This is a genomic window from Paenibacillus sp. DRB1-1, from assembly GCF_052119485.1.
Taxonomy (GTDB): domain Bacteria; phylum Bacillota; class Bacilli; order Paenibacillales; family Paenibacillaceae; genus Paenibacillus; species Paenibacillus polymyxa_B.
In genome coordinates this window covers 749,119-768,649 of sequence record NZ_JBODQH010000001.1, presented here as the reverse complement: position 1 = coordinate 768,649, position 19,531 = coordinate 749,119, and the positions used below count along the sequence as shown (strand labels likewise).

General features: G+C 40.2%; 19 protein-coding genes and 1 pseudogene. 17 read left to right on the top strand and 3 right to left on the bottom strand.

What is annotated here, in order from left to right:
• The first annotated feature begins 697 nt into the window (after window positions 1-697).
• From ACQW03_RS03490 to ACQW03_RS03450, 9 genes are all read left to right on the top strand, one after another.
• A complete protein-coding gene (locus tag ACQW03_RS03490; protein WP_418027501.1) occupies window positions 698-2,068 on the top strand; it encodes a transcriptional regulator in 1,371 nt (456 codons plus the stop codon).
• A 372-nt stretch (window positions 2,069-2,440) separates the two neighbouring features.
• On the top strand, window positions 2,441-2,986 hold the full coding sequence (locus tag ACQW03_RS03485; RefSeq protein WP_076157982.1) for a hypothetical protein: 546 nt from the start codon (window positions 2,441-2,443) through the stop codon (window positions 2,984-2,986).
• A gap of 169 nt (window positions 2,987-3,155) precedes the next feature.
• Entirely contained in the window at window positions 3,156-3,356 is a 201-nt protein-coding gene (locus ACQW03_RS03480) for a hypothetical protein (RefSeq protein WP_028542918.1), read from the top strand.
• A 33-nt stretch (window positions 3,357-3,389) separates the two neighbouring features.
• Window positions 3,390-3,935, top strand: a complete 546-nt coding sequence (locus tag ACQW03_RS03475; protein ID WP_441952292.1) for an RNA 2'-phosphotransferase — start codon at window positions 3,390-3,392, stop codon at window positions 3,933-3,935.
• A 182-nt stretch (window positions 3,936-4,117) separates the two neighbouring features.
• Window positions 4,118-5,245: a polymorphic toxin type 50 domain-containing protein gene (locus ACQW03_RS03470; protein ID WP_441948265.1), complete on the top strand. Its 1,128-nt coding sequence runs from the start codon at window positions 4,118-4,120 to the stop codon at window positions 5,243-5,245.
• 15 nt (window positions 5,246-5,260) lie between these two features.
• Complete coding sequence (locus ACQW03_RS03465) at window positions 5,261-5,590, top strand: hypothetical protein (protein ID WP_013309519.1); 330 nt, start codon at window positions 5,261-5,263, stop codon at window positions 5,588-5,590.
• A 301-nt stretch (window positions 5,591-5,891) separates the two neighbouring features.
• Window positions 5,892-6,113, top strand: coding sequence for a hypothetical protein (locus tag ACQW03_RS03460; protein ID WP_340981441.1), 222 nt, complete (start codon window positions 5,892-5,894; stop codon window positions 6,111-6,113).
• A gap of 463 nt (window positions 6,114-6,576) precedes the next feature.
• The gene (locus ACQW03_RS03455) at window positions 6,577-7,740 is read left to right on the top strand and encodes a WXG100 family type VII secretion target (protein ID WP_076294942.1); all 1,164 of its coding nucleotides are present in this window, start codon (window positions 6,577-6,579) and stop codon (window positions 7,738-7,740) included.
• A 13-nt stretch (window positions 7,741-7,753) separates the two neighbouring features.
• Window positions 7,754-8,005, top strand: coding sequence for a hypothetical protein (locus ACQW03_RS03450; RefSeq protein WP_023987879.1), 252 nt, complete (start codon window positions 7,754-7,756; stop codon window positions 8,003-8,005).
• Between the two features lie 550 nt (window positions 8,006-8,555).
• Here ACQW03_RS03450 and ACQW03_RS03445 read toward each other — a convergent pair.
• Entirely contained in the window at window positions 8,556-9,248 is a 693-nt protein-coding gene (locus ACQW03_RS03445; protein WP_441948262.1) for a hypothetical protein, read from the bottom strand.
• 1,404 nt (window positions 9,249-10,652) lie between these two features.
• Here ACQW03_RS03445 and ACQW03_RS03440 point away from each other — a divergent pair.
• From ACQW03_RS03440 to ACQW03_RS03430, 3 genes and pseudogenes are all read left to right on the top strand, one after another.
• Window positions 10,653-11,174: pseudogene (locus ACQW03_RS03440) on the top strand (WXG100 family type VII secretion target); the annotation flags it as partial.
• The gene (locus ACQW03_RS03435; RefSeq protein WP_071558963.1) at window positions 11,158-11,448 is read left to right on the top strand and encodes a hypothetical protein; all 291 of its coding nucleotides are present in this window, start codon (window positions 11,158-11,160) and stop codon (window positions 11,446-11,448) included. The pseudogene ACQW03_RS03440 and the gene ACQW03_RS03435, both read left to right, overlap by 17 nt.
• A gap of 315 nt (window positions 11,449-11,763) precedes the next feature.
• On the top strand, window positions 11,764-12,066 hold the full coding sequence (locus tag ACQW03_RS03430) for a YunC family protein (protein WP_023987881.1): 303 nt from the start codon (window positions 11,764-11,766) through the stop codon (window positions 12,064-12,066).
• A 151-nt stretch (window positions 12,067-12,217) separates the two neighbouring features.
• Here the strand turns inward: ACQW03_RS03430 and mtnA are convergent, their stop codons facing one another.
• Together mtnA and mtnK are read right to left on the bottom strand one after the other, a co-directional pair.
• Window positions 12,218-13,327 carry an S-methyl-5-thioribose-1-phosphate isomerase gene (gene mtnA / locus ACQW03_RS03425; RefSeq protein WP_441948260.1) on the bottom strand — a complete coding sequence of 370 codons (1,110 nt, stop codon included), beginning with the start codon at window positions 13,325-13,327 and terminating at the stop codon, window positions 12,218-12,220.
• 5 nt (window positions 13,328-13,332) lie between these two features.
• A complete protein-coding gene (mtnK, locus tag ACQW03_RS03420; protein ID WP_068940174.1) occupies window positions 13,333-14,556 on the bottom strand; it encodes an S-methyl-5-thioribose kinase in 1,224 nt (407 codons plus the stop codon).
• Window positions 14,557-14,869: 313 nt separating this feature from the next.
• Between mtnK and ACQW03_RS03415 the strand changes: the two genes are divergently transcribed.
• The 5 genes from ACQW03_RS03415 (at window position 14,870) to sufU (ending at window position 19,528) form a co-directional block, all read left to right on the top strand.
• Complete coding sequence (locus ACQW03_RS03415; protein WP_013309551.1) at window positions 14,870-15,340, top strand: Dps family protein; 471 nt, start codon at window positions 14,870-14,872, stop codon at window positions 15,338-15,340.
• A 445-nt stretch (window positions 15,341-15,785) separates the two neighbouring features.
• Window positions 15,786-16,568 (top strand): Fe-S cluster assembly ATPase SufC, encoded by a 783-nt coding sequence (gene sufC / locus ACQW03_RS03410; RefSeq protein WP_013309552.1) that lies wholly within the window; start codon window positions 15,786-15,788, stop codon window positions 16,566-16,568.
• A gap of 23 nt (window positions 16,569-16,591) precedes the next feature.
• Window positions 16,592-17,896 carry a Fe-S cluster assembly protein SufD gene (gene sufD / locus ACQW03_RS03405; RefSeq protein WP_023987884.1) on the top strand — a complete coding sequence of 435 codons (1,305 nt, stop codon included), beginning with the start codon at window positions 16,592-16,594 and terminating at the stop codon, window positions 17,894-17,896.
• Window positions 17,893-19,116 (top strand): cysteine desulfurase, encoded by a 1,224-nt coding sequence (locus ACQW03_RS03400; RefSeq protein ID WP_076264325.1) that lies wholly within the window; start codon window positions 17,893-17,895, stop codon window positions 19,114-19,116. Before sufD ends, ACQW03_RS03400 begins: the two co-directional genes overlap by 4 nt.
• On the top strand, window positions 19,106-19,528 hold the full coding sequence (gene sufU / locus ACQW03_RS03395; RefSeq protein WP_441948257.1) for a Fe-S cluster assembly sulfur transfer protein SufU: 423 nt from the start codon (window positions 19,106-19,108) through the stop codon (window positions 19,526-19,528). The genes ACQW03_RS03400 and sufU overlap by 11 nt, the downstream gene beginning before the upstream one ends.
• The last annotated feature ends 3 nt before the right edge of the window (window positions 19,529-19,531 follow it).

The following is a 19,531-nucleotide window of genomic DNA, read 5'->3' as shown; positions in this document are numbered from 1 at the left end:
ATTTACTGATATGTACTGGTTCATTTTATTAAAATCTCATAACTGACTGAAATGAACAGACTCTAAATTCATATGTGTACACTCGTACACTGTTGCAGCCTAGATAATATGTCTAGGTTTCTTTGTTTTTAATATCCATATATTATTATTTAGATAAAATGAGGGGGGGATTTACACCCAAAACATCTCTTTAATTTCTACAATTTCCTCCAGCACATCTATCTACACCGTATAGTTATTTAATGGACGCTGATTTCTGCTTCTAAATACCCCGGAGGTGGTTAAAATCAAATTACCATTCAATTTCCACAAATATGGGCATAGCACTTCCACTCCCTGACTCAGCCTATTTTTCGACTTGATACCATACGCAAATTGTAGACGGTAGTTGGTCAGCTTTACATATCAATTTTAAGACCAATCTACAGATAAATTATAATGGAATTTGAACACATCTACTCAATCTGATAAATTTGTATTGCTTGATTTGTCCTCTGATATTCCACTTTATCATGAAATCATTGTAAACTATCCAAAAAGGTATCTTGCGTAAATATCTGAAATATATATGATTTTATTCTAAAAAACGGTATAATCATGAGTGATCAAATAAATTAATTTTATAACTCGTTTCTCAATTACATAGTTTTTTATCTATGCATCATATGAAAAGTTTATGATGAAGGGTGGTTTATCTATGGAGATCACACCTACGATTAGAGCAGAAGTTCAAACCTATCTGATACGGAAAAGCTTAACCATGACCGAGTTTGGACACATCATTGATTTGAATGTAGGTACGGTTAGCAGTATTGTTACTGGAAATCGTATTTTATCCGTTAACCAATTGGATCGCATTACTGCCGGGATGGAATTACCACCAGACTATTTTTATGAACGTTACATTGAAGAGTGTATCATAGAAGAAACGCTCAACTGGCGAAGAATTAGCCCTTTTTTGTACCGATGTGTGGAGCTTGATCGACTCGATTGCTTGCAACGAGTTGTATTTTTGTTGCTGGATAATCCAATCTATCCTCCGTTACTCTTTGAAGTAGCCGAGAATATTTACAGAGATGGTCACAATGAAGCAGCGGCGTTTCTTTATGAAAATGTGGCCGAGAGTGAAAGGCAGCAACATTCAGAGCGATTGGCGGTTTGCCATTATCGATTGTTTACGATTCGTGTTGGAGACGATCAAGAGAAAAACTATGATGCAGCGGTTCAGTTCGAGCCTTACGTTGAAAGATTAGATGAAATAGATCAGCTTGATGCACTAAGAGCGTTGGTGAATACATATCGTTCTCTACGAAAATGGGTTAAATTGGATTATTTTGCTAAATCGCTGGGGAATAAAGCGAAAATACAATACAAAATTGATCAACAGCATTCTGAAAATAGTGAACATACAAAGAAGCCGCTATACCCTTCATTTGTCTACTGGGCATTTTCGCATTTAATACGTGCTGAAGTTTGTGATGCTAATAAAGATTATGAGACAGCACTCCAACATATCCAGAGATATGCCGATTTAAGCTGGGTAGAAGAGAAAGATGAAACGACCCTAGAATGGAAAAATCAATTTAAAGAATGGGCAAGCGCTAATATTTATGTGAATAGGCTTATGTCAGGCGACTTAAGTGTAATCCCTGATTATGTTGCTTATTTTTCTTCAAAGAAAGATGAAATACTCCCCGCAATAGATAATATAATTGAGGTGGCTAATCGATATAATATAAATGTAGATCACATCCTTGAACTGTTTGAAGCAGAAATTCAGTCTTTTTTGAATGAACAAAATCAGGTAGGCGTATATACTCAACAAATTAGTTCAGAACGTTTTACTCATTTTTCAAGGGAATTGGCGATCTATCTTTTGCGTAAGGGGAGATTTTCAGACGGCTTCACATTTTTGTTCAGCTGTTTGGAAAAGTCTGCTGAAGCTAATAATAGAATACAAGCAATCAGATGTATGAGGTTGTTTACACATTTTAAAGAACATGCATCTGCTCATACGAGGGCAGTCTACGGAAATCTAATTAAAGTGGTTAATGAAGATGAAGAGTAAGAGTAAGTTGATTCCACTCTCCTAGTATCCAGTTTTATGTCAGTAGCATTAGTAATTACGATCCAACTGGACAACATGGAGGAATGTTGGAATAAAATAATCTCAAGTTTAAGATCACAATAGACCTAGAAAATTAACTATGATCAAGAGGTTAGATGGAATTATCCGTCTAGCTTTTTTTATATCGTTTGTTTTGCTCTACATAAATAAGCTTCTAGAAGTGACTTAGCTTGGACTTTTATCTGTCAAATGCTTATTCGATCATTGGAAGATTATATAATGTGGAAAGTAGTATTTAAATAACAAGACATATTGCCTATTCCCTTCATTTCCCTTATGATAATTGCACTACTACCAAAGAAGGAGATACATATGAAGAAAGCTATTCTACTACTATTAATGTTTGCTATCTTAATTCCATCACAAGTATTGGCAGCAACATCTACAAAAGCAATGTCAACAAGTGAAATCGAAAAAATATACTTTGAGAATTACAAAGATCGTGTGAAGGAAATTAAAATTGCACAAAAAAAACTTAATACTGTTCTGGGGGCAGAAGTTCGTGAGCTAACTCAGAGATTAAGTCAAGCATCAGCGCGCTATAAAAACGAAGTGAAAAATAAATCAAGTAAAGCGGTAATAGCTCAAGCCAAGGCTGATTGTGATAAATTAAAGAAGCAGCTCAGCGTGGCGAAGGTGGAACTAAGTAAAAGTATTAAAAATTACAAGCGAGAAAGTGACCAAGTTTTAAAGGATATTGCAAAGCAGAAAGCAGACCTTATAAAATTCATTAAGAATCACACGGTAGGAAAAGATAAACTTACAGAGTCTGAATTTAGCAAGCAAGTTAATGGAGGTATTATGTCGATTGACGGCTCATTTACTGGCATTTTAAAAATGTTGACGGAAGCTGAATAATGGTGAGTAAAGGCAGCAGGTATCACCTGTTGTCTTTTTAATTTAGGCTTAGAATGGAAGTTATTGTTGGAGACTTTGGATTGCTGTGGAATGGACAAAGAGGATATATGGATGAAATAATTTTGTTCGTTTTTATATAATGAAGTATGATTAGCGAGGAGAAAAATTTATGAATCGTAAGTTTTTTATCATGGCTTTGATAAGGGGGATTTTCGGGTATTTCCCTTGTGGGCTGGGAGTTGCAGTATTATTGGAGGCTTATAGCAGATATAGTCTAAGAGGTTTTTTAATTGGAGCTACATTTTTCCTTATCGGGGGATTAGTGCTTTACTTCACAAGACGCTATGAATCATCAGATTGGTTACTTTAGATAAAGCAAATATTACATTAGAAGGAGTATATGATGTTATCACCAAAACAAGAAGAGAGCCTTAGTAAATTTATGAGTAAAATTCTTAGGCATACACCAGAACAGTTTGGAATTAAGTTGGACCATGAAGGTTATTGCCACGTGCAAGACTTAATTTCAGCAATTAAGTCAGAGAATAGATGGTCGGATATAGGAGAAGCAGGAATTGATCAAGTCGTAACTAATTGTCCAAAGAAGCGATACCACATGGTAAATGGATACATACGAGCTAACTACGGGCACAGTGCAGGAAGATTAGATTACAAAGAATCCATTCCACCAACTACTCTTTATCACGGAACAAATAGCAAAGTAGTTGATAAAATTATTACCGAGGGAATTAAACCCATGGGGAGAAAGTATGTTCATCTATCTGAGACACTTGAATTTGCAACATTGGCAGGTAAGAGACGTGGTGAATTAGTCATTCTTGAAATCGATACAGTAAAATCAATGGCTAACAATGTTAAGTTCTATGTCGCTAACAATGGTGTTTGGCTTGCCGATTTTGTGCCCCCACAATATGTTAAAAAAATTTAACACTGATATTTTCGTTTATATTAAAAAGAGGCTTTATACAATACTTTTGACATAGTAACTCCGTTTATATCAGTTCATTTGTCACATAATATAAAAGGAAATTTCAGGATAACAGGTGGATATCCCTAAACATCTCCTTCTGATAAGATTATTTCCATCTAAATTAAAATGGACGTGATCAATTGGGGAGAATATTGGTTCCACCTGACAAGCTAATGGAAGTGGCTGACCAGTTCTTGCATGGTAAACACGAAATGGAACGTATGTTGAATTTACTGAATGGAAGAATTGATTTTGTCCAACAAGGTTGGTCTGGTGCTACCCGAGAGAGGTTTTTCCAAGATTTTCAGGTCTCTAGACAATCCATGGGCGTGACGCTTGAACGACTTTCTACGGTTGCACAAGAACTCATTTTTATTTCAAAAAACTTCACACAGGTAGATGGAGAAAAAGTCGTACTGGATGTGCCAGGGAATGGTGTGCCTGTTAAAACGGCATCAAGCGGTGAAGGTTGGTTACATAAAATCTTTGAACAGATCGGTAAAGCTGAGATCACCAAGGCTGAAGCTCAGATGGAAGCTAGTAAGCTTCAAGGGGAAATTTTGTGGGATACTGCTCAGGGAGCGAAAGGTGCTATTCAGGAAGATTTAACCTTGGGGATGCTTCCTGACAAAGACCGTGACTATGATCATCCTATGGCTGCTAAAGTAGGTGAAACTCTCGGTCACGTAGCTACGACATTGCAGGGAGCTGGTGAGGTCATCGTTGGAACAGGTGGAGAAGGATTAGCAGTTGCTGTTTCATCCACAGGAGTTGGTAGTATTATCGGAATACCTGGATTGATTGGCTCAGCAGCTTTAGCGGCACATGGAGGTACAACCGCAGTTAAAGGCGCAAGCGGAATAGGGAAGAGCTCAGCGGAATTGTGGCAGATGATGAAGGGAGAAGGTGTACCTTCTTATGGGAAAAAATCTGTTCCAGCAGGTCCTTATCGTGAAGTTGACAGTTACCCTGTAAAAGTAAAACACGGAGATCAGGAGAAGCATATTGTTGGGACGCCCAACTACAAACAAGACTTAGCCAATGGTAAGAACAAGAGTATTTTCTATGGTGATAACAAAACCGCACAAGAATTACTTGATAGTTATTCTGGAAAAGGTGCTATGTTTAAAGCAGGGCGAGAAAGGATTGATTTCGGAAAACCTATCGGGAAATATTATAATAGAGATACTGGTATGTTCGAAGAAACAACAAAAGGAATTATTCATTACAGTAAAGATGGCGCACATATTGTACCAGCAGCGCCTTAAACCAAGGAGGAATATATGGGATATGATTCTTTGATTAAAGCCATTCTTTCAGTACCGAAAGAAGAATTAACTATTCAGTGGGGAAGTGGATTAAAGATTATTGGTACTAGGGACACCATTTATGAAACAAACAATGGTTTAGATGAAGATGATAATGAATTCATTGAATATGATGCTGCGGTTATTGAAGTTAAAAAGATAGTATCTAAGCCGATTAACGACGAAGGAAGTATATATAATTGGTTACAAAAAGGAAAGAGCCCCTTTATTGAAATTTCTCTCCATAACGATCCTCCCAGCATGATAACATCTACTGATGGATCTATTATTTGGAAATATGAATAACTCTGGAAATCCTCAATTGTGTATTTTTCACTCAATCGAGGCTAGATGGGATTATCCATCTAGCCTTTTTGGTTTGTATGGGTACCACATAAATTGTAAGCACGACAGAGCATATAGTCCCCTATGGTCTAACATTCGTTATAAAGTAGTAGGATGCCATTACACCTAAGAAAATTAAAACAATAGACTACACGAATCATGGAAATTCAAAGCAGCATCCAGAGTGGCCTCATGAACATGTTTTTGAATGGAAAGAAGATGGGACATTTAAAAGAGTTAACAAGAAGTAGGAGGGACTGTTTTGGAATACAATGAATTGGTGGAACGTTTTGAAATGGGGGAAGAGTTTCAGTTCTACTATAAAAATGATAGCTATTGGATTAGCCAAAATGAAGAAGAGTACTTTCTTACTCGTGAAAGAGACAGTTTTTCGCAATCATTTGAATCAGCAAGAGAGTTGTTCATTAATGGGAAGATTGAAGATAAGACTATTTTAGAGTTGTCGGATAGCATAGAGATTTAAAAAAGTACAATTTGAGCCTGCTCCTTAACAATAAAAACGGGAGTGGGCCTTTTACATAGTTAGCCAATCTGAATAAAGGAGGATGACATTTACAACCACCTTGCTTCAAACGAAGGTGCGTCAAATTCAGGTCACCATGTTCCAATATCAATCATGATCAAATTGTTGAGCTAAGGATATGGGAATCAAGCAGATGAACAAAATGTCCCTATAAAAAATACTACCGATATTGTTCAGGAACTCGGTATCACGAAACAACAGCTACAGAACTATAAAAAACTCCTAAAGTTGATTCCTGAGTTACAGGATATGATTGAAGATCAGGAGTGGAAAGCGATGACTATAAGCTTTTGGTCATAGGTATAAAGTTATCTTATTTCACATAACAATTAGGAATTAAGTTCATTTTCCATAAATCGGAATAATGTTACTATGTCATAACGAACTCAAACAGAGGTATATTATGACAACAATTAAAGTGACACCTGAGCAGCTTATGACTGCCTCCAAGCAGTTTGAGTTAGCACAGCAAACGGCAACTCAAATGAATAGTAATTTAGTACAACAAATTTCATCTATGGGGCAATTGTGGGAAGGACTGACTAAAGAGCACTTTTACTATTCCTTCCAAACCTCTCAGAAGAATATGAATGACTTTGTTACCTTGACGGATTCTATTGCTAGGGAATTACGTCACCATGCAGATAAATTCAGATTAGCAGATCTGATGGAAGCAGGTAACATTGACGCAAGTTGTTTACCACCTCCACCGAATTCATGTGCTGTTCCTGCTCCAGATACACGGAATGCGTTCCAAAAATCAGTAGATAGCTTAACTGAACTAGGTCAGGATTTTGTAGACGCTAACTCAGTACGCTATGAGAAAAAGTTTAATTCAGTCTGGAGCTTTCTAGATTATATGTCATATGGTATTCCAAAAGGAATGTACCAAGGGTACATGGAACGGGCAGCTAAACAAAACGATTCATGGAATGACATGCTCAATTTCGGCACATTTGGAGTAACAGGTATGATTCAAGGGGCATTTAATCCAAACAATGCCTGGTCAAAGGAACACTGGGCTAATATGATCGGTACAGCTGGATTAATTGGAGGAGTTAGTTCAGTAATCAAGCCTAAAATTGGTTTGAAATCATCTATTAAGTATGAGATTCCGAAGAATAATGCGAATTCGAAATTGCGTAATTCAATAGAATCTGAACCTAAAACAGAAGTACAAACAGGTGGAAGAAACGATCTTTCAATTGATGAATATTTTCGTAGAGAAGCTGAAGCAGATGAGATGTATGATCAAATCAGAGCGTCTGATAGTGATGTAAGAGCAATAGCTGAAAATTCTGGAATGAAGGAAAGTAGAGTTCAAAGAATCAAAGAACACGTTTTCATAAATGAACATATAAAGTCGAGTGGTTATGGCAGATTTCATTCTGATTACGAAATAGCTCAAGCATGGGATAGATTACAAAAAGGATTACAAACAGAAAAAGATATGGATTTGCTTAATCATGAATTGTTTGAATCCAGATTTGAGGGTATATTTAAAACAGACTATGAGACTGCTCATAAAGCTGCGGTAAGGTCGGGTCGTCCATGGGAAATAGAATAGAGGAGATTTTATAATGGGAGCATTTGTTTTACTTTTTAAAGAGCATGAGGATGAGAATGTAGTTATTTATAGATATGGCCCAAATGAACACATTATGGGGAAAATTCAATTGAACAAAGAGACTAAGCTATTCTCTGAAATTGAACCTTTACCAGATCCGAGTCATTCAAATAAATTTTATTTTGATAGGGCTGCACAGCGGATGGCACGTTGCTTCGTTAAAGAAGGTGGTATATTTCCCGAAAAGTTGACATTTGAATCATAAAGTAGCTTCAATAATACGAACCGAGCTTGCTCCTTTAACAATAAAATAGGAGTGAGCTTTTTTCATTTTTCATAGTAATTTATCTGATAAAGAAGATAATTTGCATGCAACTAAGAATTTAGAGGTGGGTTTAAACAGGAGAGTCTTCAATCAGGCTACTTACTTAGTGATATGGTTAAAGTATACGGAAGGTACGTGAATGTTATGAAGTATGATACATACTCAAAATTATGGGAAGAACAAAATAGTCTAATGAGATTATTAGAGGGGAGGGGTTTTATGAATCGGAGATTTTTATCATGGCTTTGATAAGAGTTTTTTTAATTGGAGCTACATTTTTCCTTATTGGGGGATTGGTGCTTTACTTCACAAGGCGCTATGAATTAATAAAGTGCTACTTTTATCACGAAAAGAGAAGCGCTGAGTAAATATATCAAACGCTTCTCTTATTAATAATCTGGTTAATAGATATAGAATAAGTAGTATGCCTAGCGCTATCCCTATTATTGTAACTGGTTCTTATTCATAATATTAATTGCGTCCTTTGTTATTAATTTAAAAATTGTGATTCCCAAGTACCGTCTGCATATCCCCAAATTGTATGTGTACCAGTTCCGATTACCTCCTCAAGAGACGGATGAGTAAAGTTCCAAGTGAAATATGCTGTCTGGTAGGCGCTGCGCTTGTCAGAGTTAATATGTGGTTTCTCTTCTTTTATGGTGATATTCACTAAAGGGACCCACTTTCTTGTAACAACTCCACCGCCATTTAGAATTTCAGTCACTTTCCCCGCACTAACTCTGTAATGTATATATACTTGTGTTGTAATAATATTGATACCAAATGTAGAAACGACTGTTTCAGCATGAGGTGTATATTCAGTCGCAAAAGGAGTAGTAGAGTGTGCTTGTTTGTTTTGGTTTACCCTCACTTTTATATCTCCATTATATAAATCTGAATCTTTTCCGCTTTGTATTACATTAAAAATTGATTTTATCGCTTCAGGATCATTCATATAATTTACAAACTTTTGTTGTTCTTCTTGCGAGAGATTTGTGAACTGCTCTAGAATGACAGAGGAGTCATTATTGTTCTGCGAGTTGAGTTCTTTATTATTGGCTTTTAGATAATTAATGTAGTCTTCAGGGGTGTTAATAGATAAAGAATCCTGTGCGTTAACTGAGTAAGGAAGTACACTTAAAAATAATACAAATACAACAAACAAACTTAATAATTTTTTCACTTTATAATCACTCCTTAGATATGTTGGTAAAACAAAACCATTAACATCCTTTAAATGGATTTGATTTACAAGGAATATACTACCATATATAAAATAAATTATCAAATTGTAGACTAGTAATAAATCTAATTGAAATCAAACAAATAAATATAATGAAAGTTGATAATTTAATAAAAGTATGTAACTAAAGTTCAGCTAAGGATGGAGACTATAACATATATGAATTGTCAAACGGCATCTTTTATTATCTCTGGTTGCGAGATCCCTTTAGGGGAAGTAATGAGGCGATGTACATATCTTAACTAATGATGATAAGGAAGTTGGATGGGTTACACTGATTAAGGATGTAAATAGTCTAGCAATGCTTATGAATTGGAGAAAAGTTGCTGTTACTATAACAATTAATCAGTTCTTGAGAAAACCGAATAATAAGTACTACTTCAAGAAGTTAGTGAAGCACTTACTACTTACTTGAGGAACATAAAAACAGTATTTGATAATCTTTTGAAGGGAGAAAATTACGTATGAAGCACTACTCAAAATACAAATATGTTTATAATAACTGGTATGTAGCTAGTTGCGAGAAGCATGGTGAAAAACCAATTGATTTGACATCTACTTTGAAATTGTTCCTGAATGTAAAATGGAAGAAATGAGACAGTTGTTGCATCGATGGAGTAACACCATAAAAGCAGGATTTTACTGTCACTTTTAAGAAATGTATATGGAATAAATATAGGAAGGCAAGTTGTTGAATAGTAAAATCACAATTCTCAATGGCAAAGAATCATTTTTGTATCGATTTATCTTAAATACAATTAACTTTGGAACCTTTCATGCTGATACTTTACATATTTCGATGAATTAATGATTGAAGAGTTGCAAACGCACGAAAAACTAGTTGGTTAGGGAAAAATGATGCTGGAGAGCCTTTTGGAGATAATTCAGTATTAAAATTGATTACCACAATAAGACTGCCAAATGGCCATCAATGAGAATATCAAAAATTACTGGATGGATTCGTCCCAATGAAAATATGACCTATGAAGAAGTATACACTTTTTACGCCAAGTGCGATTTTATCCCAGATGGAAAGTTGCTCAAATATATAGAATAAAACATAACAGTATAACATTGAAAAGATAAAACATAACAGTATGGCAATGGTAAAAAGATTTTATGGCTGTAACATTAAATTTTGAATTAGAATGCAGACTGATAAAGATCTAACCCAGTACCAAATTCATAAGATTGTTAATGCCGTAGTTGAGAAAGTGCATAAGGAATTAGAAGAACTCAAAAAAGATTAAAAGAACTCGATGATGGCAAAACTCATGGGATATTGCTAATGCTTATTCCTGAGTTGCAGGATATGGTTGTTGTTACATCCTATAAGGCCTTTAGCAGCTTACGACTGTCTCCAAGAAATTAGAACAGGCACAACAATTAGTAGCTCAAATGAATAGCAATTTAGTACAACAAATTTCATCTATGGGGCAATTGTGGGAAGGGCTGACTAAGGAGAAATTTTACAATTAACCCCATACATCTCAGAAGAATATGAATGACTTACCCTGACGAATTCTAGTGCTAGGGAGTACGTCACCATGCAGATAAATTCAGATTAGCAGATCTGATGGAAGCAGGGAACATTGACGCAAGTTGTTTACCACCCCCACCTAATTCTTGTGATGTTCCTACTGCAGATACATGAAACGCATTTCGAAAATCGGCAGATAGCTTAACTGAACTAGGTCAGGATTTTGTAGCCGCTAATTCAAAATGCTATGAGAAGAAATTCGATTCAGTGTGAAGCTTCTTAGATATATGTCTTTTGGTATTCCAAAAGGAATGTATCATGGGTACATGGAACGGGCACCTAAACAAAACGATTCATGGAGATGTTCTTTTGGAGATTATGAAGTTAGACGATATTATTAAAACACCCAATAAAGGAATCATTTTAATTGGAACAAATATTGGATTAGATAAGCAGGATCATACGAATCTGAAAAGTTTGATAGGTTCAAAAATACAAGTAGATAAGGTAGATGGGACAAAATGTGAACTGGACGTATTGGATATTAGCCTTTCTTTTTCCATTGCTAACCTTCCACTCATTGGTATTAGTGTAAAGGATTCAGAAAATATTAAAGATATAAAAAAGGGAACACAAGTAGTGCAATTGTTGGATGGATAAGGTAATCAAGCAGATGGACAAAATGTCCATATAAAAGATATCCCCGATTCAATTGGAGAAGATGAATGGGTTGAAGACTATAAATGGTATGCTGCAATAGCAGCAAGGAACAGCCACATCTGAGCAAGTAAGGATGTTGGACCAGAGATACTGAAGGAATAATATTGTGAACACAGATAAAGTAAATGTGTCCACTTTCTAGTCTAGACCCATAAGCCTCCTAATATTTTGAATGTATCCACGGGCGTCCACACTTACCCGGAAATGCTGCATAAAATATCCCGGGTGAACAAAGAGGAGGTGCATGTAATAACCATGATACACATGGAATCCGTGCAAGTGGGTGAGCATACATTTATCGGAGTTGAGGTCAAACTGCCTAAAACAACGCTGTTGACGATCTCTAACTCCCGTGGTTACATCATGTGTGGTGCCCTGGATGTTGGACTGCTCAATGAACGGCTGGCGGATCGGAAAATTCTTGCCGCACGAGCTGTGGGGGTAAAAACGCTGAAGGAATTGTTGGAAGCGCCGATGGAATCGGTGACGACTGAAGCGGAGCAACTAGGGATTAAGCCAGGTATGCCAGGATACGAAGCACTTTTGAAACTGGTGTAATGAAGCCTATGTGCATATGTTGCATAAAAGTAGAGGAACAAGAACAGAAAAAAACCGGACTTTTTGGCTCCGGTTTTTTTCTATGAAAAGTTTTATTCTATCGAGTTGAATCATATGAATTATATACGAACGATATGACCTGCAAGAACAATTATTCGGCAAACAAATGGGTCAGGTTCTCGCTAAAGGGTGGTTGTACAATTCCTTTTTCGGTAATGATGGCGGTAATGTACTCATGAGGTGTAACGTCGAAAGCTGGGTTGTAGACTTTGATGCCCTGCGGGGCGGTCCTTTTACCAAAGCTTTCGGTAACTTCCTCAGCAGAACGCTCCTCGATCGGAATATCTGCGCCTGTTGCGGTCTGCAAATCAATGGTAGATAGTGGCGAAGCGACATAAAAAGGAATGCCATGCGCCTTCGCTAGCACAGCTAGACTATAGGTGCCGATTTTGTTGGCCACATCTCCATTAGCAGCGACTCTATCTGTGCCGACAATAACGGCCTGTACCCATCCTTTGGACATCACCATGCCCGCCATATTGTCACAGAGCAGGGTGACATCAATGCCTGCCTGCTGAAGCTCGAAAGCGGTCAGGCGCGCCCCCTGCAGCACGGGGCGGGTTTCGTCGGCAAATACTTTGAGGTGGATGCCGTTCTCCTGCGCAAGGTACATCGGCGCGAGCGCTGTTCCGTATTTCGCTGTCGCCAATCCCCCTGCATTGCAGTGAGTGAGTACGCCCATCCCGTCCTCGAACAGAGGTAAAGCATGGATTCCGATCTGGCGACATACTTCCTCATCCTCTGCCTGAATAGCTGTGGCTTCACGTTCCAGCCCGGCATTCCAGTCTTCGACCTGACCTCCGCTAGCTTCAACGATGAGCTCCCCAGCCCGCTTCTTCATGCGGTCCAGGGCCCAGAACAGGTTCACTGCCGTCGGGCGTGAAGTAGCCAAATGTCCGCACACGGCGTGTACATGCTGCAGCCACCCAGCAGCGTTGGTGCCGTCGTAGGCGGTAGCTCCTAGCACAACGCCGTAGGCCGCAGCCATCCCGATAGCGGGCGCACCACGTACCTTCATGGCATGTATGCCATCCCATACTTCCTCGGCCGTGAATAAATCCAGCATGACAATCGTTTCGGGCAGCAGACGCTGATCCAACATAGACAAGCGGTTGCCTTTCCACACCAGCGAAGATAGAGCCTGACTGGACACTGCAGCTTTCCCAGAGGTTACGGGCGCCGATTCTTTCTTTTCACTCATATTCATTAAGCTCCTTTAGTTTGGGCAGCTGTTGCTGTCCGAACAATGTCTCCCAGTTCCCGAATCGAATGAAGCTCGCGATTGCGAAGAACCAAGGATTTACCGATAGATAACGCCAGACGTTCCGCAGCTTCCTTGATAGCAGGATCGGCAATGGTGTCGATATCTGCCACATGCGACAGGCTGATGATACGGCGAATCACTTTGCACCCTGCAAAACCAATCGTATCTTGCAGTACTTTCTGGAGATACAAGTCCTGATATCCCGCTGTACGTGCCATATGATCGGTGACATGCTCATCCCACAGTTTGCGGAACCTACGCTCAAACTGCTCCCATACCTGAATGGCGGTCTCCAGAACCCAGTCACGCCTTTCCTTTAGAGCCTTCTCGCCAGAGGTCCATCCGGGTTGTGCTGCGTAGTTCAACAGCAGATTGGCGATCACCGCTCCGATATCAAAGCCCATGGGTCCGTAGTAGGCAAATTCAGGATCAATGACTTTAGTCGATTCGGTCGTTACAAAAATGCTACCAGTATGAAGGTCACCGTGCAGAAGCGCTTCGGTTCGTGTCAAAAACTTTTCTCGCAGCAAAGCCACTTCCAGGTGAAGCACTTGATCTGTACGTAGTGCCTCTGCTTCGTCTTCGATGTACGCACCATAGTTGTTATTATCTGAGAACCGATACGGTTCATCCAGAATCAGATCCTCAGTTATTTTGCAGAGATCCGGGTTGATAAAGCGTTTAACCAGGTCTTTTTTATCCTGCTGATTCATGCCCAAATCTGAGGTGAAGAAGAGCGTGCGTGCCAGAAACTCCCCAATATGATTAGCGAAATATGGATAGGTGTTTCCTTCTATTAGTCCCTTGCGCATGATGGTGTGTGAGCTAAGATCCTCCATCACGGTCAACGCAAGCTCATCGTCATACGCCAGTACCGCAGGAACCAATTCGGGGCAAATGTAGTGTTCCTGCTGAAGTGCCTCGCGTTCAATACGGGCACGATCCAGTGAAAGCGGCCAGGATTCACCCACAATTTTTACATAGGGAAGTGCCTGCTTGGCAATGATACTCTTGTTAGATTCAGAATCCGTAATATGAAAAACCAGATTTAAGTTACCATCACCGATTTCTCGGCATTCCAGATGGGCTTCCTGACTAAAAAATCCGGGGATGTTCTTCACGAATTCGATTGCTTCTTCAGTCGTTAAAGGATGATATTGGGACAACGAAGTCACCTCCATAAAATGTGCGCATGTAAATAGTTTAAAAAATATCACAATATTAAACCAAGTATTTTGATAGGATAGAGAAAGTATAACGAAAATCATTGAAGTTTTGTACATTTTTTTTATGGGGATTGAAAGAGGAAGAAAGGAGAACTCTTTTTTTGTTTCGTCTCCGTATAGAGAGGGTAAATATGAGACAGACGTCCGGCAGGTGATATTAGGATGCCCGCTGGCGTCTTACCGTCAGTAATGACGGTGATGGATATGTAAACGTTCCTGAAAGTCAATTTGATGAAAAAGGAAGGGATTTATGATGGCTAAAACAACAAGTAACTCGAAAAATACGCAAACCAAATCGGTGGAGGAACTTTTAAACCGTCAAGTCGCTAACCTCAATGTGTTATATGTAAAAATTCATAACTATCACTGGTATGTGAAAGGCTCTAGTTTCTACACACTCCATGTTAAATTTGAAGAGTTATACAATGAAGTGACATTGAAAATGGATGAGATCGCCGAGCGTTTGCTCGCGTTGAAAGGTTCTCCTTCCGCAACGTTGAAGGAATACCTGGAGCTGTCGTCGATTCAGGAAGCAACCGGCAACGAAGATGCTCCTAAGATGGTACAAACCTTGATCGAGGATTTTGCAACAGTATGCGAGGAGTTTCAGGAAGGTATCGAACTGGCGGAAAGCAATTCCGACCAGCCAACTGCAGATTTGCTGATTGGTTATAAAGCGGATCTGGAGAAACATATGTGGATGCTTCGCTCTTATTTGGGCTAATTGGCCGAATTTCGCTCCATTACCCAATGCCTAGTTCGGTGAAATTAATTCCACTCCATAGTGATGGGGTTACGCTCTGAAATAAACTCTCTACATGTAAAACGCTACTGACGTCATGCTGTCAGTAGCGTTTTTATGGCTGGAAAAAGATCATGCATCCCATGTTTTTTGTACAAATTTATAATTATATGAACAACCACAGGATGAATTTTGCTATTTGTGTGCCTAGTAGGGTGAACATTTTATGAAGAAAGTTGGATAACGTGTGTCTGTTGGTTGCACCCTTAAAGATATTTATTATAAAATAACTTGAGAATCATTGAGAATCAGTTTAGAATGATTATAAATAAATTTTTAAATATTACTTGAAATCAGGGGGCTCCCCTGTTTAAATATACTTTCTGATTTCGACACCACACTACATTTTTTGGAGGGTATTGCGAATATGGCTACAAACTTTAAGATTGAAGGTCTCAAGGCGACCATTGAAGGCAAGGAAATTTTGAAAGGTATTAACCTCGAAATGAAGGGCGGAGAAATCCATGCCATCATGGGTCCTAACGGTACGGGTAAAAGTACACTCGCGTCTGCTTTGATGGGTCATCCTAAATATGAAGTCACAGATGGCAAAGTAACTTTGGATGGAGAAGACGTGCTGGATATGGAAGTGGATGAGCGTGCACGTGCAGGATTGTTCTTGGCGATGCAGTATCCGAGTGAAATTGCAGGGGTAACGAACTCCGACTTTTTGCGTAGTGCGATTAACGCGCGCCGTGAAGAAGGACAAGAAATCTCCCTGATTAAGTTTATCCGTCAAATGGAAAGCAAAATGAAAGAGCTCGAAATGAATCCTGAGTTTGCTCACCGTTACCTGAACGAAGGCTTCTCTGGTGGTGAGAAAAAACGGAATGAAATTTTGCAAATGATGATGATTGATCCGAAAATTGTCATTCTTGATGAAATCGACTCCGGTCTGGATATCGATGCTTTGAGAATCGTGGCTAGCGGTGTCAACGCTATGCGTTCCGAAGAGCGTGGTTTCCTTATCATTACTCACTATCAACGTCTGTTAAACTACGTTAAACCAGATTATGTACATGTAATGATGCAAGGACGTATCGTTAAATCCGGTGGTCCTGAGCTTGCTGAGCGTCTGGAAGCGGACGGTTACGACTGGATCAAGGAAGAGCTGGGTATCGTTGATGAAACTGTAGGACAAGAGGCGTAAGCCGGAAGCGAGGAGGAAAACTAATGACTACACAAACAATCCTTCCGGTAGATTCCGAGCAACTGCGTGTTCTGTCCGAACGTAACGGCGAACCATCTTGGTTGGCCGAAGACAGACAAAAAGCACTTGAGCTTGCAGGCAAACTGGAGCTTCCGGTATTTGAAAAAACAAAAATCGAACGATGGAAATTAAACGATTACGGTCAACATAAACAGAATGAGGTCATTGCATCGGTAGGGCAGGTCCCGGCAGCCATTGCTGATCTGGTCAAAGAGCAACAGGAGGGTGGTCTGATTATTCAGCGCAACTCCGGCGCGGTATATGTGAAGCTGAGCGAGGAATTGGCGGCGCAAGGCGTCATTTTCACGGATTTACAAACAGCTGTTAAAGAGCATGCTGATTTGGTTAAAGCTCATCTGAACACAGTTATTAAGGCTGAAGAAAATTCATTATCTGCATTGCACGCAGCACTCTGGAACGGTGGAGTATTTGCTTATGTGCCTAAAAATGTAGAACTGAACGTTCCGCTTCAAGCTGTATTTCTGACGGACGATGCGACTGCAACGTTTGCACCGCATGTGCTGCTCATTGTTGAAAGCCACAGTTCCGTGACTTACGTAGACAACTATGTATCTGCGGATTTGGCGGCACCTGTTCTTCATAACGGTGCGGTAGAAGTTGTTGCAAATGCAGGAGCTAAAGTACGTTATGCGACAGTCCATCAGTTTGGAGAGCAAGTAACGGATATTTCGATTCGTCGTGCTACGTTGGGAAATGACGCAGCTATCGAATGGATTGTGGGCGAAATGAACAACGGTAATACAGCAAGCAATACCATGTCCGTGCTCAAAGGCAATGGCTCCAATTCGGATGCCAAGATCATTGCTGTTGGTTCCGGCTCACAAAAGCTGAACTATACGACACAAGCACAGCATTTTGGTAAAAATTCCGCCAGTCAGATGATTACGCGCGCAGTAATGCGTGAAGAAGCGTCTTCCATCATTAACGGAATTACAAAAATTGAAAAAGGTGCTACCAAAGCAGACGGTCAGCAAACAGAACGTGTTCTTATGCTCAGCCCGAAAGCGCGTGGTGACGCTAACCCGATCCTGCTGATTGATGAAGATGATGTAACGGCAGGTCACGCAGCATCGGTTGGTCAGGTAAACCGTGAACAAGTGTATTACTTGATGTCCCGCGGGATTAGCCGTGCAGAAGCTGAACGTCTGATTATTTATGGCTTCTTGGCACCTGTCGTATCTGAAATTCCGCTCGAAGGACTTCAACATCAGCTGCAAAGCCTTGTTGAAAGGAAGTTAGGCCAATGAATACTGCATTGATCCGTGAACAGTTCCCGATTTTACATCAGGAGATTAACGGTCATCCGCTGGTTTATTTGGATAATGCGGCCACTTCGCAAAAACCGCTGGCGGTCATCGAGGCGATCAAGCACTACTACGAATATGATAATTCAAATGTTCACCGTGGTGTGCATACCTTGGGTAGTCGCGCAACGGATGCTTATGAAGGTGCGCGGGAGAAGGTAGCCCGCTTTCTGAATGCAAAGCGCAGTCAGGAAATTATTTTTACAAGAGGAACAACAACGGCGTTGAACCTGGTCGCTTCTTCCTATGGCAGGGCTAATTGCCAGGCAGGTGATGAAATTGTCATCACCCAAATGGAGCATCACAGTAATCTGATTCCGTGGCAACAGGTAGCCAAAGCCACAGGCGCGACTTTGAAATATATTCCACTTCAAGAGGATGGTAGCGTTGATCTTGCTGATGTGGAGAATACCGTTACAGAAAATACGAAAATTGTAGCGATTGCGCATGTCTCCAATGTGCTGGGTGTTGTGAACCCTGTCAAAGAGATTGCAGCTATTGCGCATCGCAAAGGCGCAGTCATCGTTATAGACGGTGCACAAAGCACACCACATATGAAAGTAGACGTGCAAGACATCGATGCTGACTTTTATGCCTTTTCGGGTCACAAAATGTGTGCTCCTACTGGGATCGGAGCACTGTACGGCAAGAAGGCGCTGCTGGAAAACATGGAGCCCATTGAGTTCGGCGGTGAAATGATCGACGATGTGGGATTGTATGAATCCACATGGAAGGAGCTGCCTTGGAAATTCGAAGGTGGAACCCCGATTATAGCCGGAGCCGTTGGTTTGGGAGCTGCCATTGATTTTCTGGAAAGCATTGGACTGGACGCCATTGCACAGCATGAAAGCCGTCTGGTCGACTATGCTCTCAAACGTCTCCGTGAAGTGGAGGGGTTGACGATTTACGGACCTGCAGAACGTCATGTCGGGCTTGTAACATTCAACTTGGATGATGTGCATCCGCATGATGTAGCTACCGTATTGGATAGCAAAGGGGTGGCTGTACGTGCAGGCCATCATTGCTGCCAGCCATTGATGCGCTGGTTGAAAGCCAGTGCGACTGCACGTGCCAGCTTTTACCTCTATAACACGGAAGAGGAAGTCGACGCTTTGGTCAGCGCCTTAATCCAAACAAAGGAGTATTTTGGCGATGCAACTTGATGACTTGTACCGACGCGTGATTATGGATCATTATAAAAATCCGCGCAATCGCGGACGTTTTGAGGACGATGCCGTTACGGTGGATTTGAATAATCCTACGTGTGGTGACCGGATTTCTCTTCAACTCAAAACGAAAGACGGCGTGGTCGAAGCTGCCCGTTTTACTGGCGAAGGCTGCTCGATTAGTATGTCCTCAGCTTCGATGATGACAGAAGCGGTCAAAGGAAAAACGATTGATCAGGCACTGGATATGGCAAGCCGCTTCTCTTCTTTAATGAAGGGAGAAGCCGTTGAATTCGATGATTATGAAGAATTGGAAGCTTTGTCAGGCGTGAATAAGTTCCCGGCCCGCATCAAATGTGCGACACTGGCTTGGAACGCGCTGCGCAAAGGGATTGATGAAGATAAATAATTT

Bases quoted from the DNA above. Each gene is read 5' to 3' on its own strand.
- ACQW03_RS03415 (WP_013309551.1), top strand. From the start codon at position 14,870: ATGGCTAAAACAACAAGTAACTCGAAAAATACGCAAACCAAATCGGTG.
- ACQW03_RS03475 (WP_441952292.1), top strand. From the start codon at position 3,390: ATGTTATCACCAAAACAAGAAGAGAGCCTTAGTAAATTTATGAGTAAA.
- ACQW03_RS03465 (WP_013309519.1), top strand. From the start codon at position 5,261: ATGGGATATGATTCTTTGATTAAAGCCATTCTTTCAGTACCGAAAGAA.
- ACQW03_RS03455 (WP_076294942.1), top strand. From the start codon at position 6,577: ATGACAACAATTAAAGTGACACCTGAGCAGCTTATGACTGCCTCCAAG.
- ACQW03_RS03490 (WP_418027501.1), top strand. From the start codon at position 698: ATGGAGATCACACCTACGATTAGAGCAGAAGTTCAAACCTATCTGATA.
- ACQW03_RS03485 (WP_076157982.1), top strand. From the start codon at position 2,441: ATGAAGAAAGCTATTCTACTACTATTAATGTTTGCTATCTTAATTCCA.
- mtnA (WP_441948260.1), bottom strand. From the start codon at position 13,327: ATGAGTGAAAAGAAAGAATCGGCGCCCGTAACCTCTGGGAAAGCTGCA.
- ACQW03_RS03480 (WP_028542918.1), top strand. From the start codon at position 3,156: ATGAATCGTAAGTTTTTTATCATGGCTTTGATAAGGGGGATTTTCGGG.
- ACQW03_RS03450 (WP_023987879.1), top strand. From the start codon at position 7,754: ATGGGAGCATTTGTTTTACTTTTTAAAGAGCATGAGGATGAGAATGTA.
- sufU (WP_441948257.1), top strand. From the start codon at position 19,106: ATGCAACTTGATGACTTGTACCGACGCGTGATTATGGATCATTATAAA.
- ACQW03_RS03430 (WP_023987881.1), top strand. From the start codon at position 11,764: ATGATACACATGGAATCCGTGCAAGTGGGTGAGCATACATTTATCGGA.
- ACQW03_RS03400 (WP_076264325.1), top strand. From the start codon at position 17,893: ATGAATACTGCATTGATCCGTGAACAGTTCCCGATTTTACATCAGGAG.
- sufD (WP_023987884.1), top strand. From the start codon at position 16,592: ATGACTACACAAACAATCCTTCCGGTAGATTCCGAGCAACTGCGTGTT.
- sufC (WP_013309552.1), top strand. From the start codon at position 15,786: ATGGCTACAAACTTTAAGATTGAAGGTCTCAAGGCGACCATTGAAGGC.